At 62.6% G+C, this 14,268-nt stretch carries 14 protein-coding genes; 8 read left to right on the top strand and 6 right to left on the bottom strand.

The genetic code is table 11. The annotated features are described in order from the left end of the window. Nucleotides 1-79: 79 nt before the first annotated feature. Complete coding sequence (locus ACTJKE_RS19155) at nt 80-490, bottom strand: hypothetical protein (RefSeq protein WP_057255380.1); 411 nt, start codon at nt 488-490, stop codon at nt 80-82. A 340-nt stretch (nt 491-830) separates the two neighbouring features. Here ACTJKE_RS19155 and ACTJKE_RS19150 point away from each other — a divergent pair, with 340 nt between their 5' ends. The 5 genes from ACTJKE_RS19150 (at nt 831) to ACTJKE_RS19130 (ending at nt 5,543) form a co-directional block, all read left to right on the top strand. Continuing rightward, the gene (locus tag ACTJKE_RS19150; protein ID WP_058329977.1) at nt 831-1,532 is read left to right on the top strand and encodes an RNA polymerase sigma factor; all 702 of its coding nucleotides are present in this window, start codon (nt 831-833) and stop codon (nt 1,530-1,532) included. Nucleotides 1,533-1,621: 89 nt separating this feature from the next. Next, nucleotides 1,622-2,143 (top strand): DUF4142 domain-containing protein, encoded by a 522-nt coding sequence (locus tag ACTJKE_RS19145; RefSeq protein WP_058329978.1) that lies wholly within the window; start codon nt 1,622-1,624, stop codon nt 2,141-2,143. 53 nt (nt 2,144-2,196) lie between these two features. Further along, the gene (locus ACTJKE_RS19140; protein WP_058330138.1) at nt 2,197-2,466 is read left to right on the top strand and encodes a cupredoxin domain-containing protein; all 270 of its coding nucleotides are present in this window, start codon (nt 2,197-2,199) and stop codon (nt 2,464-2,466) included. Nucleotides 2,467-2,641: 175 nt separating this feature from the next. After that, on the top strand, nt 2,642-3,664 hold the full coding sequence (locus ACTJKE_RS19135) for an LLM class flavin-dependent oxidoreductase (RefSeq protein WP_058329979.1): 1,023 nt from the start codon (nt 2,642-2,644) through the stop codon (nt 3,662-3,664). Nucleotides 3,665-3,812: 148 nt separating this feature from the next. Then, entirely contained in the window at nt 3,813-5,543 is a 1,731-nt protein-coding gene (locus tag ACTJKE_RS19130; protein WP_440692109.1) for an adenylate/guanylate cyclase domain-containing protein, read from the top strand. A 97-nt stretch (nt 5,544-5,640) separates the two neighbouring features. Here ACTJKE_RS19130 and ACTJKE_RS19125 read toward each other — a convergent pair whose 3' ends face one another. From ACTJKE_RS19125 to ACTJKE_RS19105, 5 genes are all read right to left on the bottom strand, one after another. Beyond that, on the bottom strand, nt 5,641-6,018 hold the full coding sequence (locus ACTJKE_RS19125) for a hypothetical protein (protein WP_057255374.1): 378 nt from the start codon (nt 6,016-6,018) through the stop codon (nt 5,641-5,643). A 121-nt stretch (nt 6,019-6,139) separates the two neighbouring features. Further along, nucleotides 6,140-6,910, bottom strand: a complete 771-nt coding sequence (locus ACTJKE_RS19120; RefSeq protein ID WP_057255373.1) for an ABC transporter ATP-binding protein — start codon at nt 6,908-6,910, stop codon at nt 6,140-6,142. Nucleotides 6,911-6,919: 9 nt separating this feature from the next. Beyond that, complete coding sequence (locus tag ACTJKE_RS19115) at nt 6,920-7,903, bottom strand: ABC transporter substrate-binding protein (protein ID WP_440692107.1); 984 nt, start codon at nt 7,901-7,903, stop codon at nt 6,920-6,922. Nucleotides 7,904-7,943: 40 nt separating this feature from the next. After that, nucleotides 7,944-8,807: an ABC transporter permease gene (locus ACTJKE_RS19110; protein ID WP_058329982.1), complete on the bottom strand. Its 864-nt coding sequence runs from the start codon at nt 8,805-8,807 to the stop codon at nt 7,944-7,946. A 9-nt stretch (nt 8,808-8,816) separates the two neighbouring features. Then, nucleotides 8,817-10,169: an LLM class flavin-dependent oxidoreductase gene (locus ACTJKE_RS19105; RefSeq protein WP_440635927.1), complete on the bottom strand. Its 1,353-nt coding sequence runs from the start codon at nt 10,167-10,169 to the stop codon at nt 8,817-8,819. A 561-nt stretch (nt 10,170-10,730) separates the two neighbouring features. Between ACTJKE_RS19105 and ACTJKE_RS19100 the strand changes: the two genes are divergently transcribed. The 3 genes from ACTJKE_RS19100 (at nt 10,731) to ACTJKE_RS19090 (ending at nt 14,128) form a co-directional block, all read left to right on the top strand. After that, a complete protein-coding gene (locus ACTJKE_RS19100) occupies nt 10,731-12,092 on the top strand; it encodes a dicarboxylate/amino acid:cation symporter (RefSeq protein ID WP_058329984.1) in 1,362 nt (453 codons plus the stop codon). A gap of 290 nt (nt 12,093-12,382) precedes the next feature. Next, the gene (locus tag ACTJKE_RS19095; protein WP_058329985.1) at nt 12,383-12,847 is read left to right on the top strand and encodes an SRPBCC family protein; all 465 of its coding nucleotides are present in this window, start codon (nt 12,383-12,385) and stop codon (nt 12,845-12,847) included. A 282-nt stretch (nt 12,848-13,129) separates the two neighbouring features. After that, entirely contained in the window at nt 13,130-14,128 is a 999-nt protein-coding gene (locus ACTJKE_RS19090; RefSeq protein ID WP_440635925.1) for a YeeE/YedE thiosulfate transporter family protein, read from the top strand. Nucleotides 14,129-14,268 lie beyond the last annotated feature (140 nt).

Below are 14,268 nucleotides of genomic sequence, written 5' to 3'. Positions count from 1 at the left end.
TGTCGCCGGCATTAAAGACGGGAGGTGAGGGAAGCTTCCGGCTGGCGCCCTGGCTTCCCTGGGGTGAGGCCGATCTAGCTCAGCTAAAGAGCGCCTTCAGTCGCGGCCAGAGGCCGATGGCCGAGCGAACCCGCCGGGCGGCATAGGCAGCACGTACCGAGCTGCCGAAATTGCAATCGCAGACGATGTCGTGCAGTTGGTGGTCCGATATTTCAAAGAACCGTTTTGCTTCGCCGTAGCTGTCATCGGCAAGGCCCACGAGCCGCAATTGCGGATCCTCGAATGCGACGGTCATGGGGGAACCGTTGACCTGCATGGCTTGCCGAACGGCAGCGGTCGCACGTTCGGTACCGGAAAGCGTGCCCAGCCGGCGATCGGGATTGCTTTCCAAGAGTTCGGCCCAACGTTGGAGCCGTTCCGTTCTCGTCATGACGGGAGCGGGACGGATTTCGGCGAGCGCTTGCAATTGTTCAATCGATTGATGCTTCATAGTCGTCTCTCCTGGTCCGAAGATGCGACCTCGGTGTGCGCCCCTCCACACGCAGGTCGCCGCTTCACCAACTCGCCAGCGGGAACCACAGTTCCCTTGCCAATAAAAAAAATATCGTCGACGCGTACCTCCGCGCGAAGCGCGGTTTTGCCCCCAACTTTCGCTGGCAAAAGTGCCCGAATTCTTCGCCCTCACCCGGCGGAACTACACGCGGCAGGTGCCGAAAACAGCGGGCGCTCGTTTTCAGTATCCGTCCCCCTCAGCGGCGGGTATTCTTTCCTTCAACCGATTGGGAACGATTTTGCCGGATCCGCATCAAACGGTGGTTTGGAGGTGGATGATGAAGGATGTTCTCTTACAAACAACACGAGTCACGCTCGAGCCGGATCGTTTGACGGACTACGATCTCGTCCAGCGCGCCATCGCCAATGATCCCGAGGCGTTCCGCTCCATCATGCGCCGGCACAATCAGCGGCTCTTCCGCATCGCACGCGCCGTGGTCCGCAACGACAGCATCGCCGAGGATGTGGTGCAGGAGGCCTATCTTCGCGCCTTCGAACACTTGGAAACGTTTCGCGGTGATGCCAGCCTCGCCACCTGGCTTCATCGCGTGGTGCTCAACGAGGCGCTCGGACGTCTGCGCAAATCGTCCACCCGGCGGGAGGTTCCACTGTTAACCGAGCCGGCGAGTGCCCACATCGTGCCGTTTCCCAACGCGGCAAGCTCGGAGGATCCGGAACGCGCCCTTGCCCAACGGCAGATACTGCGTCTGGTGGAAGAGGCGACAGACGCGCTGCCGGAAGCGTTTCGCCTGGTCTTTACCGCCCGCGTCATAGAGGCCATGAGCGTCGAGGAAACCGCCGCCCTGCTTGGCATCAAGCCGGAAACGGTCAGAAGCCGCCTGCACCGCGCCCGCCAGCTCCTGCGCCAGCATATCGACCGCAAGATCGGACCTGTGCTGATGAATGCCTTCCCCTTCGCCGGTCGCCGTTGCGAAAGGCTGACGGCGGCCGTCATGAGCCGGCTCGGGCTCGTCGGGTGAATTTTCGGGAACCTTAGTCCGTGGCGCGCATCCAATGGGTGTCATCCACCGAGACCGGCGGCAACGCTCTGCCGGAGAGGAGTACCCAAATGTATGCCCGCCTGACCTCCGCCTTCGCCCTCGCCTGCCTCATCAGTGGCGCCAGCCTTGCGGCAGGGAGCACGATCAGCGATCCGCAGATCGCCCATATTGCCTACACCGCCGGCGCCATCGATATCGAGGCGGCCAAGCAAGCCCTGAAAATCTCCAAGGACAAGGATGTCATCGCCTTCGCCAACGACATGCTGCGCGACCACGAGGCGGTGAACAAGCAGGCCCTCGATCTCGTCAAGAAGCTCAAGGTGAAGCCCGAAGACAACGACACCAGCCGCGCACTCACGAAGGCAGCAACGGAAGAGCGCGAAAAGCTGGCGAAACTGAGCGGCACCGACTTCGACAAGGCCTATGTCGCCAACGAGGTTGCCTACCACAAGCAGGTCAACGGCGCGCTCGAAACCCTGCTGATCCCGTCAGCGAAGAATGCCGAACTCAAGGATCTGCTGGAGACCGGCCTTAAGCTGTTTCAGGGCCACCAGCAACATGCCGAGCATGTCGCTGCCATGATGAAGTAGGCTGCGCCGTGATCTCGAAACTGAGCCTTGGTGCTCTTTGCGGTCTGGTCCTGATGCTGGCCGGACCGCCGGTGCGGGCCGAAACCATCCGGGTCACGATCGAAAAGCTCGTCTTTTCGCCCGCCGAGATCAGCGCTGTCGTGGGCGACGTGATCGAATGGCAGAACAAGGACGTCATGGCGCACACGGCAACGGCCAAGGACGGTTTCGACGTCGTGATACCGCCCAAAAAGACAGCGACGCTCACCGTCACCAAGGCCGGCGTCTTCGATTACTATTGTCGCTTTCATCCGAACATGAAGGCGCGCCTGCAAGTGCGGTAAAAGCGGAGGGCCCTCTTTTGCGGTTGGGGTGAGCGGGCCCCACTCCCGGCCACGACGGCGGCGCAACATCATCAGAGCGCGCCGCCGTTCACGGCGAAGTCACCGAACGCCGTCTGTATCCAAAACCGGAATCATGCGATGAAGCGGTCTGTTTCATTCGACGGGCGGCACGAGCATGAAGAAGATCGGTTTTCTTTCCTTCGGACACTGGACACCTTCGCCCCAGTCGCAGACGCGATCGGCGGCCGACGCATTACTGCAGTCGATCGATCTCGCCGTCGCGGCCGAGGAACTGGGCGCTGACGGCGCCTATTTCCGGGTCCATCACTTCGCCCGCCAGCTCGCCTCGCCGTTCCCGCTCTTGGCGGCGGTCGGCGCCAAGACCAGCCGGATCGAGATCGGCACCGCCGTCATCGACATGCGCTACGAAAACCCGCTCTACATGGCCGAGGATGCGGGTGCCGCCGACCTCATCGCCGGCGGACGCCTGCAGCTTGGCATCAGCCGCGGCTCGCCGGAACAGGTGATCGACGGCTGGCGCCACTTCGGCTACCAGCCGGCCGAAGGCGAAACAGAAAGCGACATGGCAAGACGGCATGCGGAGGTTCTGCTCGACGTCCTGCGCGGCGAAGGTTTCGCTGCGCCCAACCCGCGGCCGATGTTCCCCAATCCTCCCGGCCTGCTGCGCGTCGAACCACACTCCGCAGGGCTTAGGGAGCGCATCTGGTGGGGCGCCAGCTCAAACGCCACCGCTGTCTGGGCTGCGAAACTCGGCATGAACCTGCAGAGCTCGACGCTGAAGGACGATGAGACCGGCCTGCCGTTCCATGTCCAGCAGGCGGACCAGATTCGCGCCTACCGGGAAGCGTGGAAGGCGGTTGGTCACACGCGCGAGCCGCGCGTTTCGGTCAGCCGCAGCATCTTCGCGCTAGTGGATGATCGCGACCGCGTCTACTTCGGCGGCGGAAACCAGCACGAGGACAAGATCGGTTTCATCGACGACAAGACGCGGGCGATCTTCGGGCGCAGCTACGCCGCCGAACCGCATGTTCTCATAGAGCAATTGGCCAAGGACGAAGCGATAGCGGAAGCCGACACGCTGCTGTTGACCGTTCCGAACCAGCTCGGCGTCGACTACAACGCCCATGTGATCGAGGCGATCCTGAAGCACGTCGCACCCGCTCTCGGCTGGCGCTAAGGCCGGCAGCCCGCCTCGGCGGAAGCAGGCAGGATTGTCGCGATTGGAGCTCCGATTGCCGACGATCGAGCCCATAAGCATTCCCTCATAGACATTTCCGGCGGACGTCCTACAATTCCGTGCACCCCATTCTGCGGAAGGGCGCGATATGGCTGAAGAACGCGCTCAACGGCGTCTCGCCGCTATCGTGGCTGCCGATGTCGTCGGTTACAGCCGCCTCGTCGAACTGGACGAAGGCGGTACACTTGCGGCGTTGAAAGAACGCCGCAAGCAGATTCTCGATCCCCTTGTCCGCGAGCACAACGGCCGCATCGTCAAGACAATGGGCGATGGTGTGCTGGTGGAGTTTGCCAGTGCCGTGAATGCAGTCAGCTGTGCGATCGACATTCAGAAGGGCATGGCAACAGCCAATCAGGGCCTTGCCGACGACCGCCGAATTCTTCTGCGCGTCGGCATCAATCTCGGCGATGTCGTCGTCGAAAGCGGCGATCTCTACGGCGACGGCGTCATTGTCGCCGCGCGGCTTCAGACCATGGCTGGTCCCGGCGAAATCTACGTCTCCGGCAACATTTACGACCAGGTGCGGCGGCGCCTCTTTTGCGATTTCGACGCGCTTGGCCCCCACGCGATCAAGAACATAGTCGAGCCGGTTTCTCTCTATCGCATCAGCACGGCGACCTTGAGCCAAGGCAGCGGCGCCAAGGCCTCCTTGCCGTTGCCCATCAAGCCCTCCATCGCCGTCCTTCCCTTCACCAATATGAGCAACGAGCCGGAGCAGGAGGTCTTCGTCGACGGCTTGACCGAAGACCTGATCACCGACCTCTCCAGGGCCGGCGGGCTGTTCGTCATCGCCAGCAATTCGGTTTTCGCCTACAAGGGCCGGCATGAGGATGTGCGCCGCATCGCGCGCGAACTCGGCGTTCGCTACGTGCTGGAAGGCAGTGCCCGACGGGCGGCCGGTCGTGTTCGCATCAACGCCCAACTGATCGACGCCTTGCAGGGCGATCACCTGTGGGCGGAGAGGTTTGACCGCAGCCTGGAGGATATGTTCGCCGTTCAGGACGAAGTGACGAGCAGGATCGTCGAGGCCCTGGTCGGGCGCCTAACTGACGCACCGGCCCGGAACCGCCCATCGAACCTGAAAGCCTACGACTATTGCGTGCGAGCGCGCTCGCTCGGTCTGCAGACCGCAGGGGCAGCAAGAGAGGCGATCTTCCTTCTCGAGCGGGCGCTCGCACTCGATCCGGACTATGCGGAAGCGCATCGACTGCTGGCGCTGAACCTCTGGATGAGCTGGGAGTTCTGGGACCAGCCGATCGTTCCCTATCGGCAGCGCGCCGTCAGCGAAGCACAAAGGGCGGTAACGCTCGACCCCCACGACGCCGGGAACCGCTGGGTCCTTGGCATCATTCTCGGTCACGAGCGCCGTTGGGAGGAATCCGATACCGAGTTCGACCTGGCCCTGACGCTCGATCCGAACCACGCCGATGCCTGGGCGATGCGCGCCGACCTCATCGTCCTTTGCGGTCGACCAGCGCAGGCGATCGAGCATGTTCACAAGGCGCTTCGCCTCAACCCGCACCCACCGGGCTGGTACTATTGGATGCTTGGTCAGGCTCAATATGCAATTCGGGATTACGAGGCCGCGGTCCGAACCTTGCGTCGCCCTGAAACCTACCGGGCGACATCACGCCGTCTGCTCGCTGCCAGTCTGGCGCGGCTCGGTCGCCTGGACGAGGCACGGACCGAAGCACAATTGTTTTTGATGAACAATCCGAACTTCACGATCGGCCAATGGGCCGCATCGCAACCGTTCCGGGACGAGACGATGCGGCAGCACTTCGTGGAAGGCTACCGCCTGCTGGACCTGCCCGAATAGGCGGCCCCGTTCGCCAGGCGCGCCGACCGACAGACGCGTGAGATCGCTATCTCACGCGTCACCTACGGGCACCGTCGCTGGGGTCACGGCAACAGACTTAAGGAACCTGTGGCGGATGCGCGACGCCGAGATAATAGTCGCCCTCGCCGCCGCTCTGATACTCACCCGTGTAGCGCTGGCGGGCGTCGCCCAATGTGCGTGCCGGCGGGCGATAGACGTAGCCCGGCGCTGGATCCATATAGATACTGCCTGTTGGCATCGGATCGACATAGACCGCCCCTGGCGCCGGCTCCACATAGACAGGCCCAGGTGCGGGCTCGAGATAATACGGACCCGTCGACATCAACCTATTCTGGGTACCTGGCGGATTGTGCGGATCGATACCAGTATAAAAGCCGTTGGCCAGCACCGGACCAGCTGCCCCACTCAAGGCAAAGACGATTGCGGCGAATGACATCCTCTTGGAAACTCTCATAGCGTTGCTCCTGTCTCGGCTTCGCATCCAGCCCCGCGCAGGAGGCCCAGCAGGCTGCGCCTCCTGTCGGATGCTGCCCGAGAGATAAACGCCTGATCGCTGCAACCGTTCCGCCGCAGCCTCAATGCAGACCGAAGAGATTGAGCAGTTCTTCGCGGTGGCGGACAAATTCGGGCGCGCTGCGATCGCGGGGTCGCGGCAGATCGATCTCGATCAGCCTTGGTTCGCCACCCTTCTCGCGTGGCAGGATCAGGATACGGTCGGCGAGGTAGATCGCCTCCTCGAGATCATGGGTGACGAGAACGGTCGTCACATCCTCATCCCGCCAGATCCGTGCCAGTTCCTGCTGCATGCTGATCTTTGTCATGGCGTCGAGCGCGCCGAGCGGCTCGTCGAGAAGCAGGATTTCGGGCTGGACCGCCAGCGCACGAGCAATGCCGACGCGCTGCGCCATGCCGCCGGACAGTTGCCGGGGATAGGCGCTTTCAAACTGCTGCAGGCCGACGAGCTGGACATAGCGTCGTGCCCGGTGCCTCGCCTCGCCGCGCGAGAGGCCCTGCGTCTCCAGCCCGAAGCCGACATTGTCGAGCACCGTCAGCCAAGGCAGCAACCTCGGCTCCTGGAAGATCACCGCGCGGTCGGTGCCGACGCCTTTCGTCAGCTTGCCGTCGATCAGCACCTCTCCGGCATCTGGATCCTCGAGCCCTGCCAGAACCCGCAGCAAGGTCGTCTTGCCGGAACCGCTGGCGCCGACGATCGCGAGCGTCTCACCTGAGCGGATGTTGAGGTTGATATCCCTGAGAACGGGCAATGGCGCGCCGTTCAGGCGGTAGGACTTGGAGAGATGGCGGATCGCCACCTCTCCACGACGAAGGTTCTGGGCAACGCTCATGGCCGGTCCTCAGTTGCTGGCCGATGCGCCGTCGACGGCGAAGAGCACGTCCTTTGGCGTCAGCTGGCCTTCCTTGAGCTTGCCTTCACGCACCAGAACGGCGATCCAGAACTGAAGGTCACGCTCGACGGGCAGGCCGCCCGCCCGCACGCCGTAGCCACGGAAATGCTGGGCGATGTCAGGATTTTCGCCACGCGCTTGCAATGCCTTTGCGAGGATTTCCTTGGTTTCCTCGGGATGCTCACGCGCGTAGTCCAGCGCACGGGCCGACTGCAGGACGAAGGTCTTGGCGGCTTCCGGATGTTCGTTGATGAAATCCCGGCGCAGCACGACGAAGCCTCCGGCAATCTCGCCGAGCACATCGGTGTCGTCGAAGATCGCACGCAGGCCACCCTTCTTGCGGGCTGCCCCTTCGAAGGTCGTCTGCCAGTAGCCGAAAGCGGAAATATCCACCTGGCCGGAGCGCAGAACCTGCTCCAGCTGCGGACCGGGGACGACAACCTGGTTGGCGGCGTCTGTCGGCAACCCGACCGAATGCAGGGCTTCGCGGATCGTATAGTCGAGATGGGCGCCCAGCGTGTTGACGGCAATGCTCTTGCCGGCGATGTCCTTGATGCTCTTGATGGGGCTGTCTTCGAGCACGTAGAAGATCGACTGCACCTCGTCATTGATGCCGTTCGAGGGATAGGCGGCGACGAAGTCGTTGCCGCTGATGATCGAATTCAGGACGGCGGACGTCGCGGCACCGCCGATCTCGACGTCGCCCGAGGCCAGCGCGATCAGCGAGGCCGGGCCGCCCGTGGCGTAGCCGACGCTCTCGATCGTGATGCCGGTGCCCTCGAAGTATCCGAGTTCCTGGGCAAGCTCGTGCGCCGACAGGCCACCCTGGCTCGCGAGATAGCGCAGCTTCACGTCATCGGCCGCGGCCGCCGGTGCGACAAGGCCGAGGGTGATTGCAGCAGACAGAAGAAGGTTGCGGGCATGGAAGGTCATATCGATATCCTTTCGAAGGAGAAATCTGGCAAAGAAACGATCAGGCGTTGGGTTGCGACCAGCGGCAGAGGTTGCGCTGGAGCAGAACGAGCAGCGCGTTGGCGGCGAGCCCGAGCAGGGCGAGCAACAGGATCGCCGCGAACATCAGCGGGATCTGGAAGTTGTATTGGGCGTTCATGACCTGGAAGCCGATGCCCTTGTTGGCGCCGATCATCTCGGCGGCGATCAACAGCAGAAGCGCCGTGGTGGCCGAGAGGCGCAGGCCTACGAAAATCGCCGGCACCGAGGCAGGCAGCACCACGCGGCGGAACACGGTGAGCGGTCCGGCACCGTAGGTTCGGGCCATCTCGATCAGCTTCTTGTCGACCTCTTTGACGCCGCCGATCGTCGAAAGCAGGATCGGAAACAGCGTCGCCCAGAAGATCACGAAAACCTTTGAGGTCTCGCCGAGGCCGAGCAGCAGGATGAAGACCGGATAGAGCGCCAGGGCCGAGGTCTGGCGAAAGAGCTGCAGGATCGGGTCGAGCGCCTGTTCGACAAGCCGTACCTGGCCCATGAACAGGCCGAGCGGGATGCCGACTACGACAGCGGCCGCAAAGGCGATGCCCGATCGCTGCAGGCTGATGGCGATATCGTCCAGTAGCGCGCCGCTGGCAAGACCGCCCCACAGCGCGGACAGGATCACATCGAGAGGCGGAAAGACCGCTGGATTGACCCAGCCAAGCGTGCTGGAAAGTTGCCAGAAGGCGAGAAACCCGAGTACGACGCCATAGCGTGCGACGATCGAGCCAAGCAGGGCGCGCCAGCGGGAAACGATGGCCGGGACGGCTGTAGAGACCTGACCGTCAGCGCGGCCGAGACCAAAGCTCGCTGCAAGCGACGTGTTGACGTGTTCGTAGGACATGATCGCACCTCACTCTGCTGCCTGAACGGCCGATCGCACGTCGGCCCAGCGGTTGACGGGAATGGGCAGACCGAGATTTTCTCGGAGCGTCCGACCCTCATAGGCCGTGCGGAAAAGGCCGCGACGCTGCAGTTCCGGGACCACCAGCTCGACAAAGTCGTCAAGCGCCGTCGGAAACCAGGGCGGCAGGATGTTGAAGCCATCGGCCGCTTCGTTTTCGAACCACTCCTGCAGGGTGTCGGCGATCTGTTCTGCCGTTCCGACGATCGTGTAGTGGCCGCGCGCTGACGCAATCCATTGATAGAGCTGGCGAATGCTGAAGTTGTTTTCGTCGGCGATCTGGCGGATCAGCGCCTGCCGGCTCTTCATGCCCTCGGTTGGCGGTGCCGGCGGCAGCGGCCCATCGAGATCGTAGCCATGGAGATCGAGCGTGCCGCCGGTCAGGCCATTGAGCAGGCCGATGCCATCCTCCTCGACGATGAGCGAGGTCAGGCGATCGTACTTTTCGCGCGCTTCGGCCTCCGTTCTGCCGACGAAGGGGGAGACCCCGGGCATGACCAGAATGTGGTCCGCGTTGCGGCCGAGACCGCGCGCACGTGCCTTGATGTCGCGATAAAATTCCTGCGCCGTCTCAATGTGCTGGTGCGCAGTGAAGATCACCTCAGCCGTCGCGGCCGCCAGCCCGCGACCGTCGTCGGACTGGCCCGCCTGGACGATGACAGGATGCCCTTGCGGAGAGCGCGAGATGTTGAGCGGGCCGCGCACCTTGAAATGTTCGCCGCGATGGTCGGTATCGTGCAGCTTCGCCGGGTCGTAGAAGATGCCCGTTTGCTTGTCGCGAATGAACGCATCGTCCTCGAAGCTGTCCCAGAGCTTCGTGACCACGTCGACATGCTCGGCCGCGCGCCGATAGCGTTCGGCATGCGGAAGCTGCGTCTCGCGGTTGAAGTTCTGCGCCGTCGCATCGCCCGTTGTCGTCACCACATTCCATCCGGCGCGGCCGCCGGAAATGAGATCGAGCGAAGCGAATTTGCGTGCCGTGGTGTAGGGCTCTTCATAGGTCGTCGACGAGGTCGCGATGAAGCCGAGATGGGTGGTGAGCGGCGCCAGCGCCGAAAACAGGGTCACCGGCTCGAAGCCCGCCACCCGGGCGTTTCCGCCCTCGCGCGCCCCGCCGAAGCCGATCGCCAGCCCATCTGCCAGGAAATAGGCGTCGAACAGACCGCGTTCCGCCGTCAGCGCCAGTTGCTTGTGAAATTCGAAACTGGTCGCCCCGTCGGCCGGCTGGTCGGGGTGGCGCCAGGCGGCGATATGCTGTCCGCCACCGGGAAGAAATGCTCCAAGCCGGATCCTGCGTGTCATCTCAATCCTCTCCTCTTCTCGCTGCAAATTCTTGGGCGTCAAGCGCCTCAGCGGCACGGATGAAGGGCTGTCTGCGACCAGACCCACGACCTTGGCTGCCAGAAAGACAGGCTACATTATCCATAATATTTATAGAGAAAGAGTATTTCCCGTGCGCCCGAGGCAAGTGAAAAGATTTTCGACACAGGCGCAGAAAGCGAGATCAATCGCCGTGTACCGGGGGACTGAGAGCTTGGGAGAGAAAGGCTGGTTGCGCCGTGACTTGTTGCGAGGCGAGCGCGGTGAACCGAGCAATCCTGAGGACTCTCCACGGCTGTGGCCACAGCCTGGAACGCGCGATATCGCCGCAGCGCATACCGCTTCGGCCGAAATACCGTCGCTCCGCGAGACCCGGGCGGTGCCTGGACAATCAGCCAATCGCACCGGGGAAATTATTCTACTCTGAGTGGTTTTCGAGCCAAAGGGTTTCTTATCCTGAATCGGGCACTCGACTATTTTTTGGGCACTTGCGGCGGCCTTTGCCAAAAATGCGGCCACCGCCATCCAATGAGAGTAGAAGACGTGTCCCAAGCAACCATCAAATCTCCCCCGAAACCGATTTACGCCTCCTTCGGCTTTCAAGTCCTCGCGGCCATGGTGATCGGCCTGCTGCTCGGCCTCGTCGCCCGCAACATGGGCGTCGATGCCAGCGGCAACGCCAACTGGCTGACGGTAACCCTGCAGACGATCGGTTCGATCTTCGTCCAGCTTTTGCGCGCCCTCGTGCCGCCGCTCGTCTTCACCGCCATCGTCGCCTCGATCGCCAATCTGGCGACGCTGCAGAATGCCGCGAAACTCGTCTGGCAGACGCTGCTCTGGTTCGCGATCACATCGCTGATTGCCGTCGTCATCGGCATCGCCCTCGGACTGATCCTTCAGCCGGGCGTCGGCTCTGCCGTTTCGCAGGAAGCCGCCAAGGCGCCCTCCTACTCCGGCTCGTGGCTTGATTTCCTGAAGGGCCTGGTGCCCGCCAACGTGCTCGGCCTCGAAGCCAGCACCAAGGTCACCGACACGGGTGCTACCACCTCGCTCAATTTCAACGTCTTGCAGATCCTCGTCGTTTCGATCGCCGTCGGTGCCGCTGCGCTGAAGGTCGGTGATGCCGCCAAGCCGTTCCTCGCCTTCAACCAGTCGCTGCTCGCCATCGTCCGCAAGATCCTCTGGTGGGTCATCCGCCTGACTCCGATCGGCACGATCGGCCTGCTCGGCCGCGCCGTCGCCCAATATGGCTGGGAAACGCTGGCGCAACTCGGCTGGTATGCCGCGGCTGTCTATATCGGCCTTGCGATCGTGCTCTTCGTCGTCTACCCGGCGCTGCTCATCGGCCACGGCCTGAAGCCGTCGCGCTTCTTTGCCGGCGCCTGGCCGGCGATCCAGCTCGCCTTCGTCTCCCGTTCTTCCGTAGGCACCCTGCCCGTCACCGAAACGGTGACCGAAAAGAGCCTCGGCGTTCCCCGCGAATACGCCGCCTTCGCCGTACCGCTCGGCGCGACCACCAAAATGGACGGCTGCGCCGCGATCTACCCGGCCATCTCGGCGATCTTCATCGCGCAGTTCTTCGGGCTGCCACTCGGCATCCAGGAATATGTGCTGATCGTCTTCGTCTCTGTACTCGGCTCCGCCGCCACCGCCGGCCTCACCGGCGCGACCGTCATGCTGACGCTGACGCTCTCGACGCTCGGTCTGCCGCTCGAAGGCGTCGGCCTGCTGCTCGCCATCGACCCGATCCTCGACATGGGCCGCACGGCGGTCAACGTCGCCGGCCAGGCACTGGTGCCGACGATCGTCTCCAAGCGCGAGGGCATTCTCGACGAGACCGTCTACAACGGCGACAAGGTCGTCGATGACCTTGAGCCGCTCGTGGCTGCGGCACGCGCGGCCTAGCGCTCCAAAAACTGACCATGCGGGCTACGACGGCCCGCATGTGCCCGCTCGGCAAGGTGCGCAGCCACCATCAACTCAAACGTACCCGACCTGCGAGACACCTATTTGCAGCGGGCCGCAAAATCCCCCTTTCGCCGATCAAGCAGAGCTTGCACAAGCGAGCCGAGCAGTGTCTCTTCTATCGAGACTTATTGAGTGCTTGGCCGGATCGCGTACGCTGGCGGGCCCTGCGCTTTGCTCAGGCATCGCCGCCGGCGTGCTGCGTCCTCTGGCTATGAAGAGGACCGGCGATGTCTCTCACCGAGTTTCATCTCATCACCCAATGGACCATCGATGCTCCGGTCGAAGACGTGTGGCGGGAGCTGAGCACCCCGGAGGCCTGGCCGGAATGGTGGTCATCGGTCAAGCGGGTTTCCCTGCTGCGCGAGGGAGACGAACACGGCGTGGGCGCGGTTCGCCGGCTGGAATGGGTGACGGCCCTGCCCTATGAACTGATCTTCAACGTGGAGACGGTGCGGGTCGAGCCGCTGTCGCTCATCGAAGGCAGGGCCTCAGGGGAGCTTGACGGCATCGGCCGATGGACGCTTGAGCGCGAAGGCCCCCGCTGCCGGGTGCGCTACGACTGGATCGTCCAGGTCACCAAGCCCTGGATGATCACGCTCTCATTCATCCTGAAGCCCATCTTCCGTTGGAACCATGGGGTGGTCATGGAGCGTGGCCGGCGCGGTCTCGTGCGTCGCCTCGCCCGCGCCTAAACGCTATTTTGAGCACACCTTTTCCCAAAGACAGGAAGAGCACAGCCCGCCCGGGCGACGCCAAGGTCGGGGCGGAGGCAACTGGCTAAACGGCAATGGTCTGGCTTGAAGTCGCCCGGGGGGATCGCCCGCTCTTCCGAAGCGATCGTTCGCATCGAAACCACCGAAGTGCTGTCCGCCCAAAAAGATTTGAGGCACAATTGCGCGCCCGCCGGAGCGGGAGAACCTCACTGTTGGGGTCGCTGAAATGTCAGCGACGGCGATCAATATGAATCTCTGGATGTGTCCGAAACTGGAGCAGGACGCGAGTCCGTTTGCCAAATGAGTGAATTTCTCCTTAACATATCAGGCACGGGCCCTGTCGCCACTAGCTTGGAGATCTGGGTAAGTATGGCCTTGATCGGGGCGCTCGGATTTGTTCTCGGCTTCGCCATGAATCGTGGATCGATCTGCACCGTCATCGCCACGAAGGAGTTGGTATCGGACAAGAGGCCGGCACGTTTCATCGCTCTGGTCGAATGCGCCGTCTGGGCGGCCCTCGTCTACGCAATCCTCGAAACGGCACCGATGATGCAGGAGGGCTGGTCGCCACTCGGCTACCTCGTTCTCGCAGCCATTTTGCTTGGGATCGGCAGCTATGTGAACGGCGCTTGTGTGTTCGGGTCCGTTGGGCATATCGGAAATGGCGAAATCGGATTCGCATTCACGTTTCTCGGGATCTATGCGGTCCTCTACATTGAATCCTTGTTTGATCTGCTTTCGGATCAGCCGCCGATAAGTGCTCCCCCGCCGCTGGAGGCGGCGCTTCTCGCGCTTGCATTGTTGGCGATCATGGCTCTGAGGCTCGGCGTTTCACGCAGATCCGAGTCAAACTTCCGGCGGCTGACGATAGCGATGGGAGCGATCGGCATCACCTCTACGGTCCTGACGCTTCTTGCGCCCGGGTTCTCAATCACCGCATCGGTCGGAGCGATCGCTTCGATACCTGTCGCGGGAGCCGTGATTTCGGTCTGCATGTTCGGCGGCAGCCTCGTTTCCGCAAGACTTCGGAAGCATGGATTCATGCTGAAGCGGCCGACAGTGAAGACCATAGTCAAGAGAACGCTTGCGGGCATCCTTATGGGACTGGGTGCACTACTCATTCCCGGTGGGAACGACACGCTGCTGCTGATTGGTCTGCCCGCAGGGGCCTGGCAGGCGGCGCTCGCCTACGTGCTGTTCGTTGCGACGCTTGCCGCGCTCATTGTCAAAATCGGTTCGGTGGCAAAACCTTGGTCATGACGCTGCTACACCGACAAGATGCTTGTCCGCCTCTAGAGCATCCCGCCTTCAAGTGGAAGCACAGAACGCGGATAAGATCCTCTAGAATCAAAGTGCTAGTGCGTCCATGTTGATCGCGTCCGCGACACCGCGGTGCGGTC

Source organism: Ensifer sp. 22521, assembly GCF_052044795.1.
GTDB lineage: Bacteria > Pseudomonadota > Alphaproteobacteria > Rhizobiales > Rhizobiaceae > Ensifer.
This window is presented reverse-complemented; position numbering and strand designations above follow the sequence as displayed.

Bases quoted from the DNA above. Each gene is read 5' to 3' on its own strand.
- ACTJKE_RS19155 (WP_057255380.1), bottom strand. From the start codon at position 490: ATGAAGCATCAATCGATTGAACAATTGCAAGCGCTCGCCGAAATCCGT.
- ACTJKE_RS19150 (WP_058329977.1), top strand. From the start codon at position 831: ATGAAGGATGTTCTCTTACAAACAACACGAGTCACGCTCGAGCCGGAT.
- ACTJKE_RS19145 (WP_058329978.1), top strand. From the start codon at position 1,622: ATGTATGCCCGCCTGACCTCCGCCTTCGCCCTCGCCTGCCTCATCAGT.
- ACTJKE_RS19140 (WP_058330138.1), top strand. From the start codon at position 2,197: ATGCTGGCCGGACCGCCGGTGCGGGCCGAAACCATCCGGGTCACGATC.
- ACTJKE_RS19135 (WP_058329979.1), top strand. From the start codon at position 2,642: ATGAAGAAGATCGGTTTTCTTTCCTTCGGACACTGGACACCTTCGCCC.
- ACTJKE_RS19130 (WP_440692109.1), top strand. From the start codon at position 3,813: ATGGCTGAAGAACGCGCTCAACGGCGTCTCGCCGCTATCGTGGCTGCC.
- ACTJKE_RS19125 (WP_057255374.1), bottom strand. From the start codon at position 6,018: ATGAGAGTTTCCAAGAGGATGTCATTCGCCGCAATCGTCTTTGCCTTG.
- ACTJKE_RS19120 (WP_057255373.1), bottom strand. From the start codon at position 6,910: ATGAGCGTTGCCCAGAACCTTCGTCGTGGAGAGGTGGCGATCCGCCAT.
- ACTJKE_RS19115 (WP_440692107.1), bottom strand. From the start codon at position 7,903: ATGACCTTCCATGCCCGCAACCTTCTTCTGTCTGCTGCAATCACCCTC.
- ACTJKE_RS19110 (WP_058329982.1), bottom strand. From the start codon at position 8,807: ATGTCCTACGAACACGTCAACACGTCGCTTGCAGCGAGCTTTGGTCTC.
- ACTJKE_RS19105 (WP_440635927.1), bottom strand. From the start codon at position 10,169: ATGACACGCAGGATCCGGCTTGGAGCATTTCTTCCCGGTGGCGGACAG.
- ACTJKE_RS19095 (WP_058329985.1), top strand. From the start codon at position 12,383: ATGTCTCTCACCGAGTTTCATCTCATCACCCAATGGACCATCGATGCT.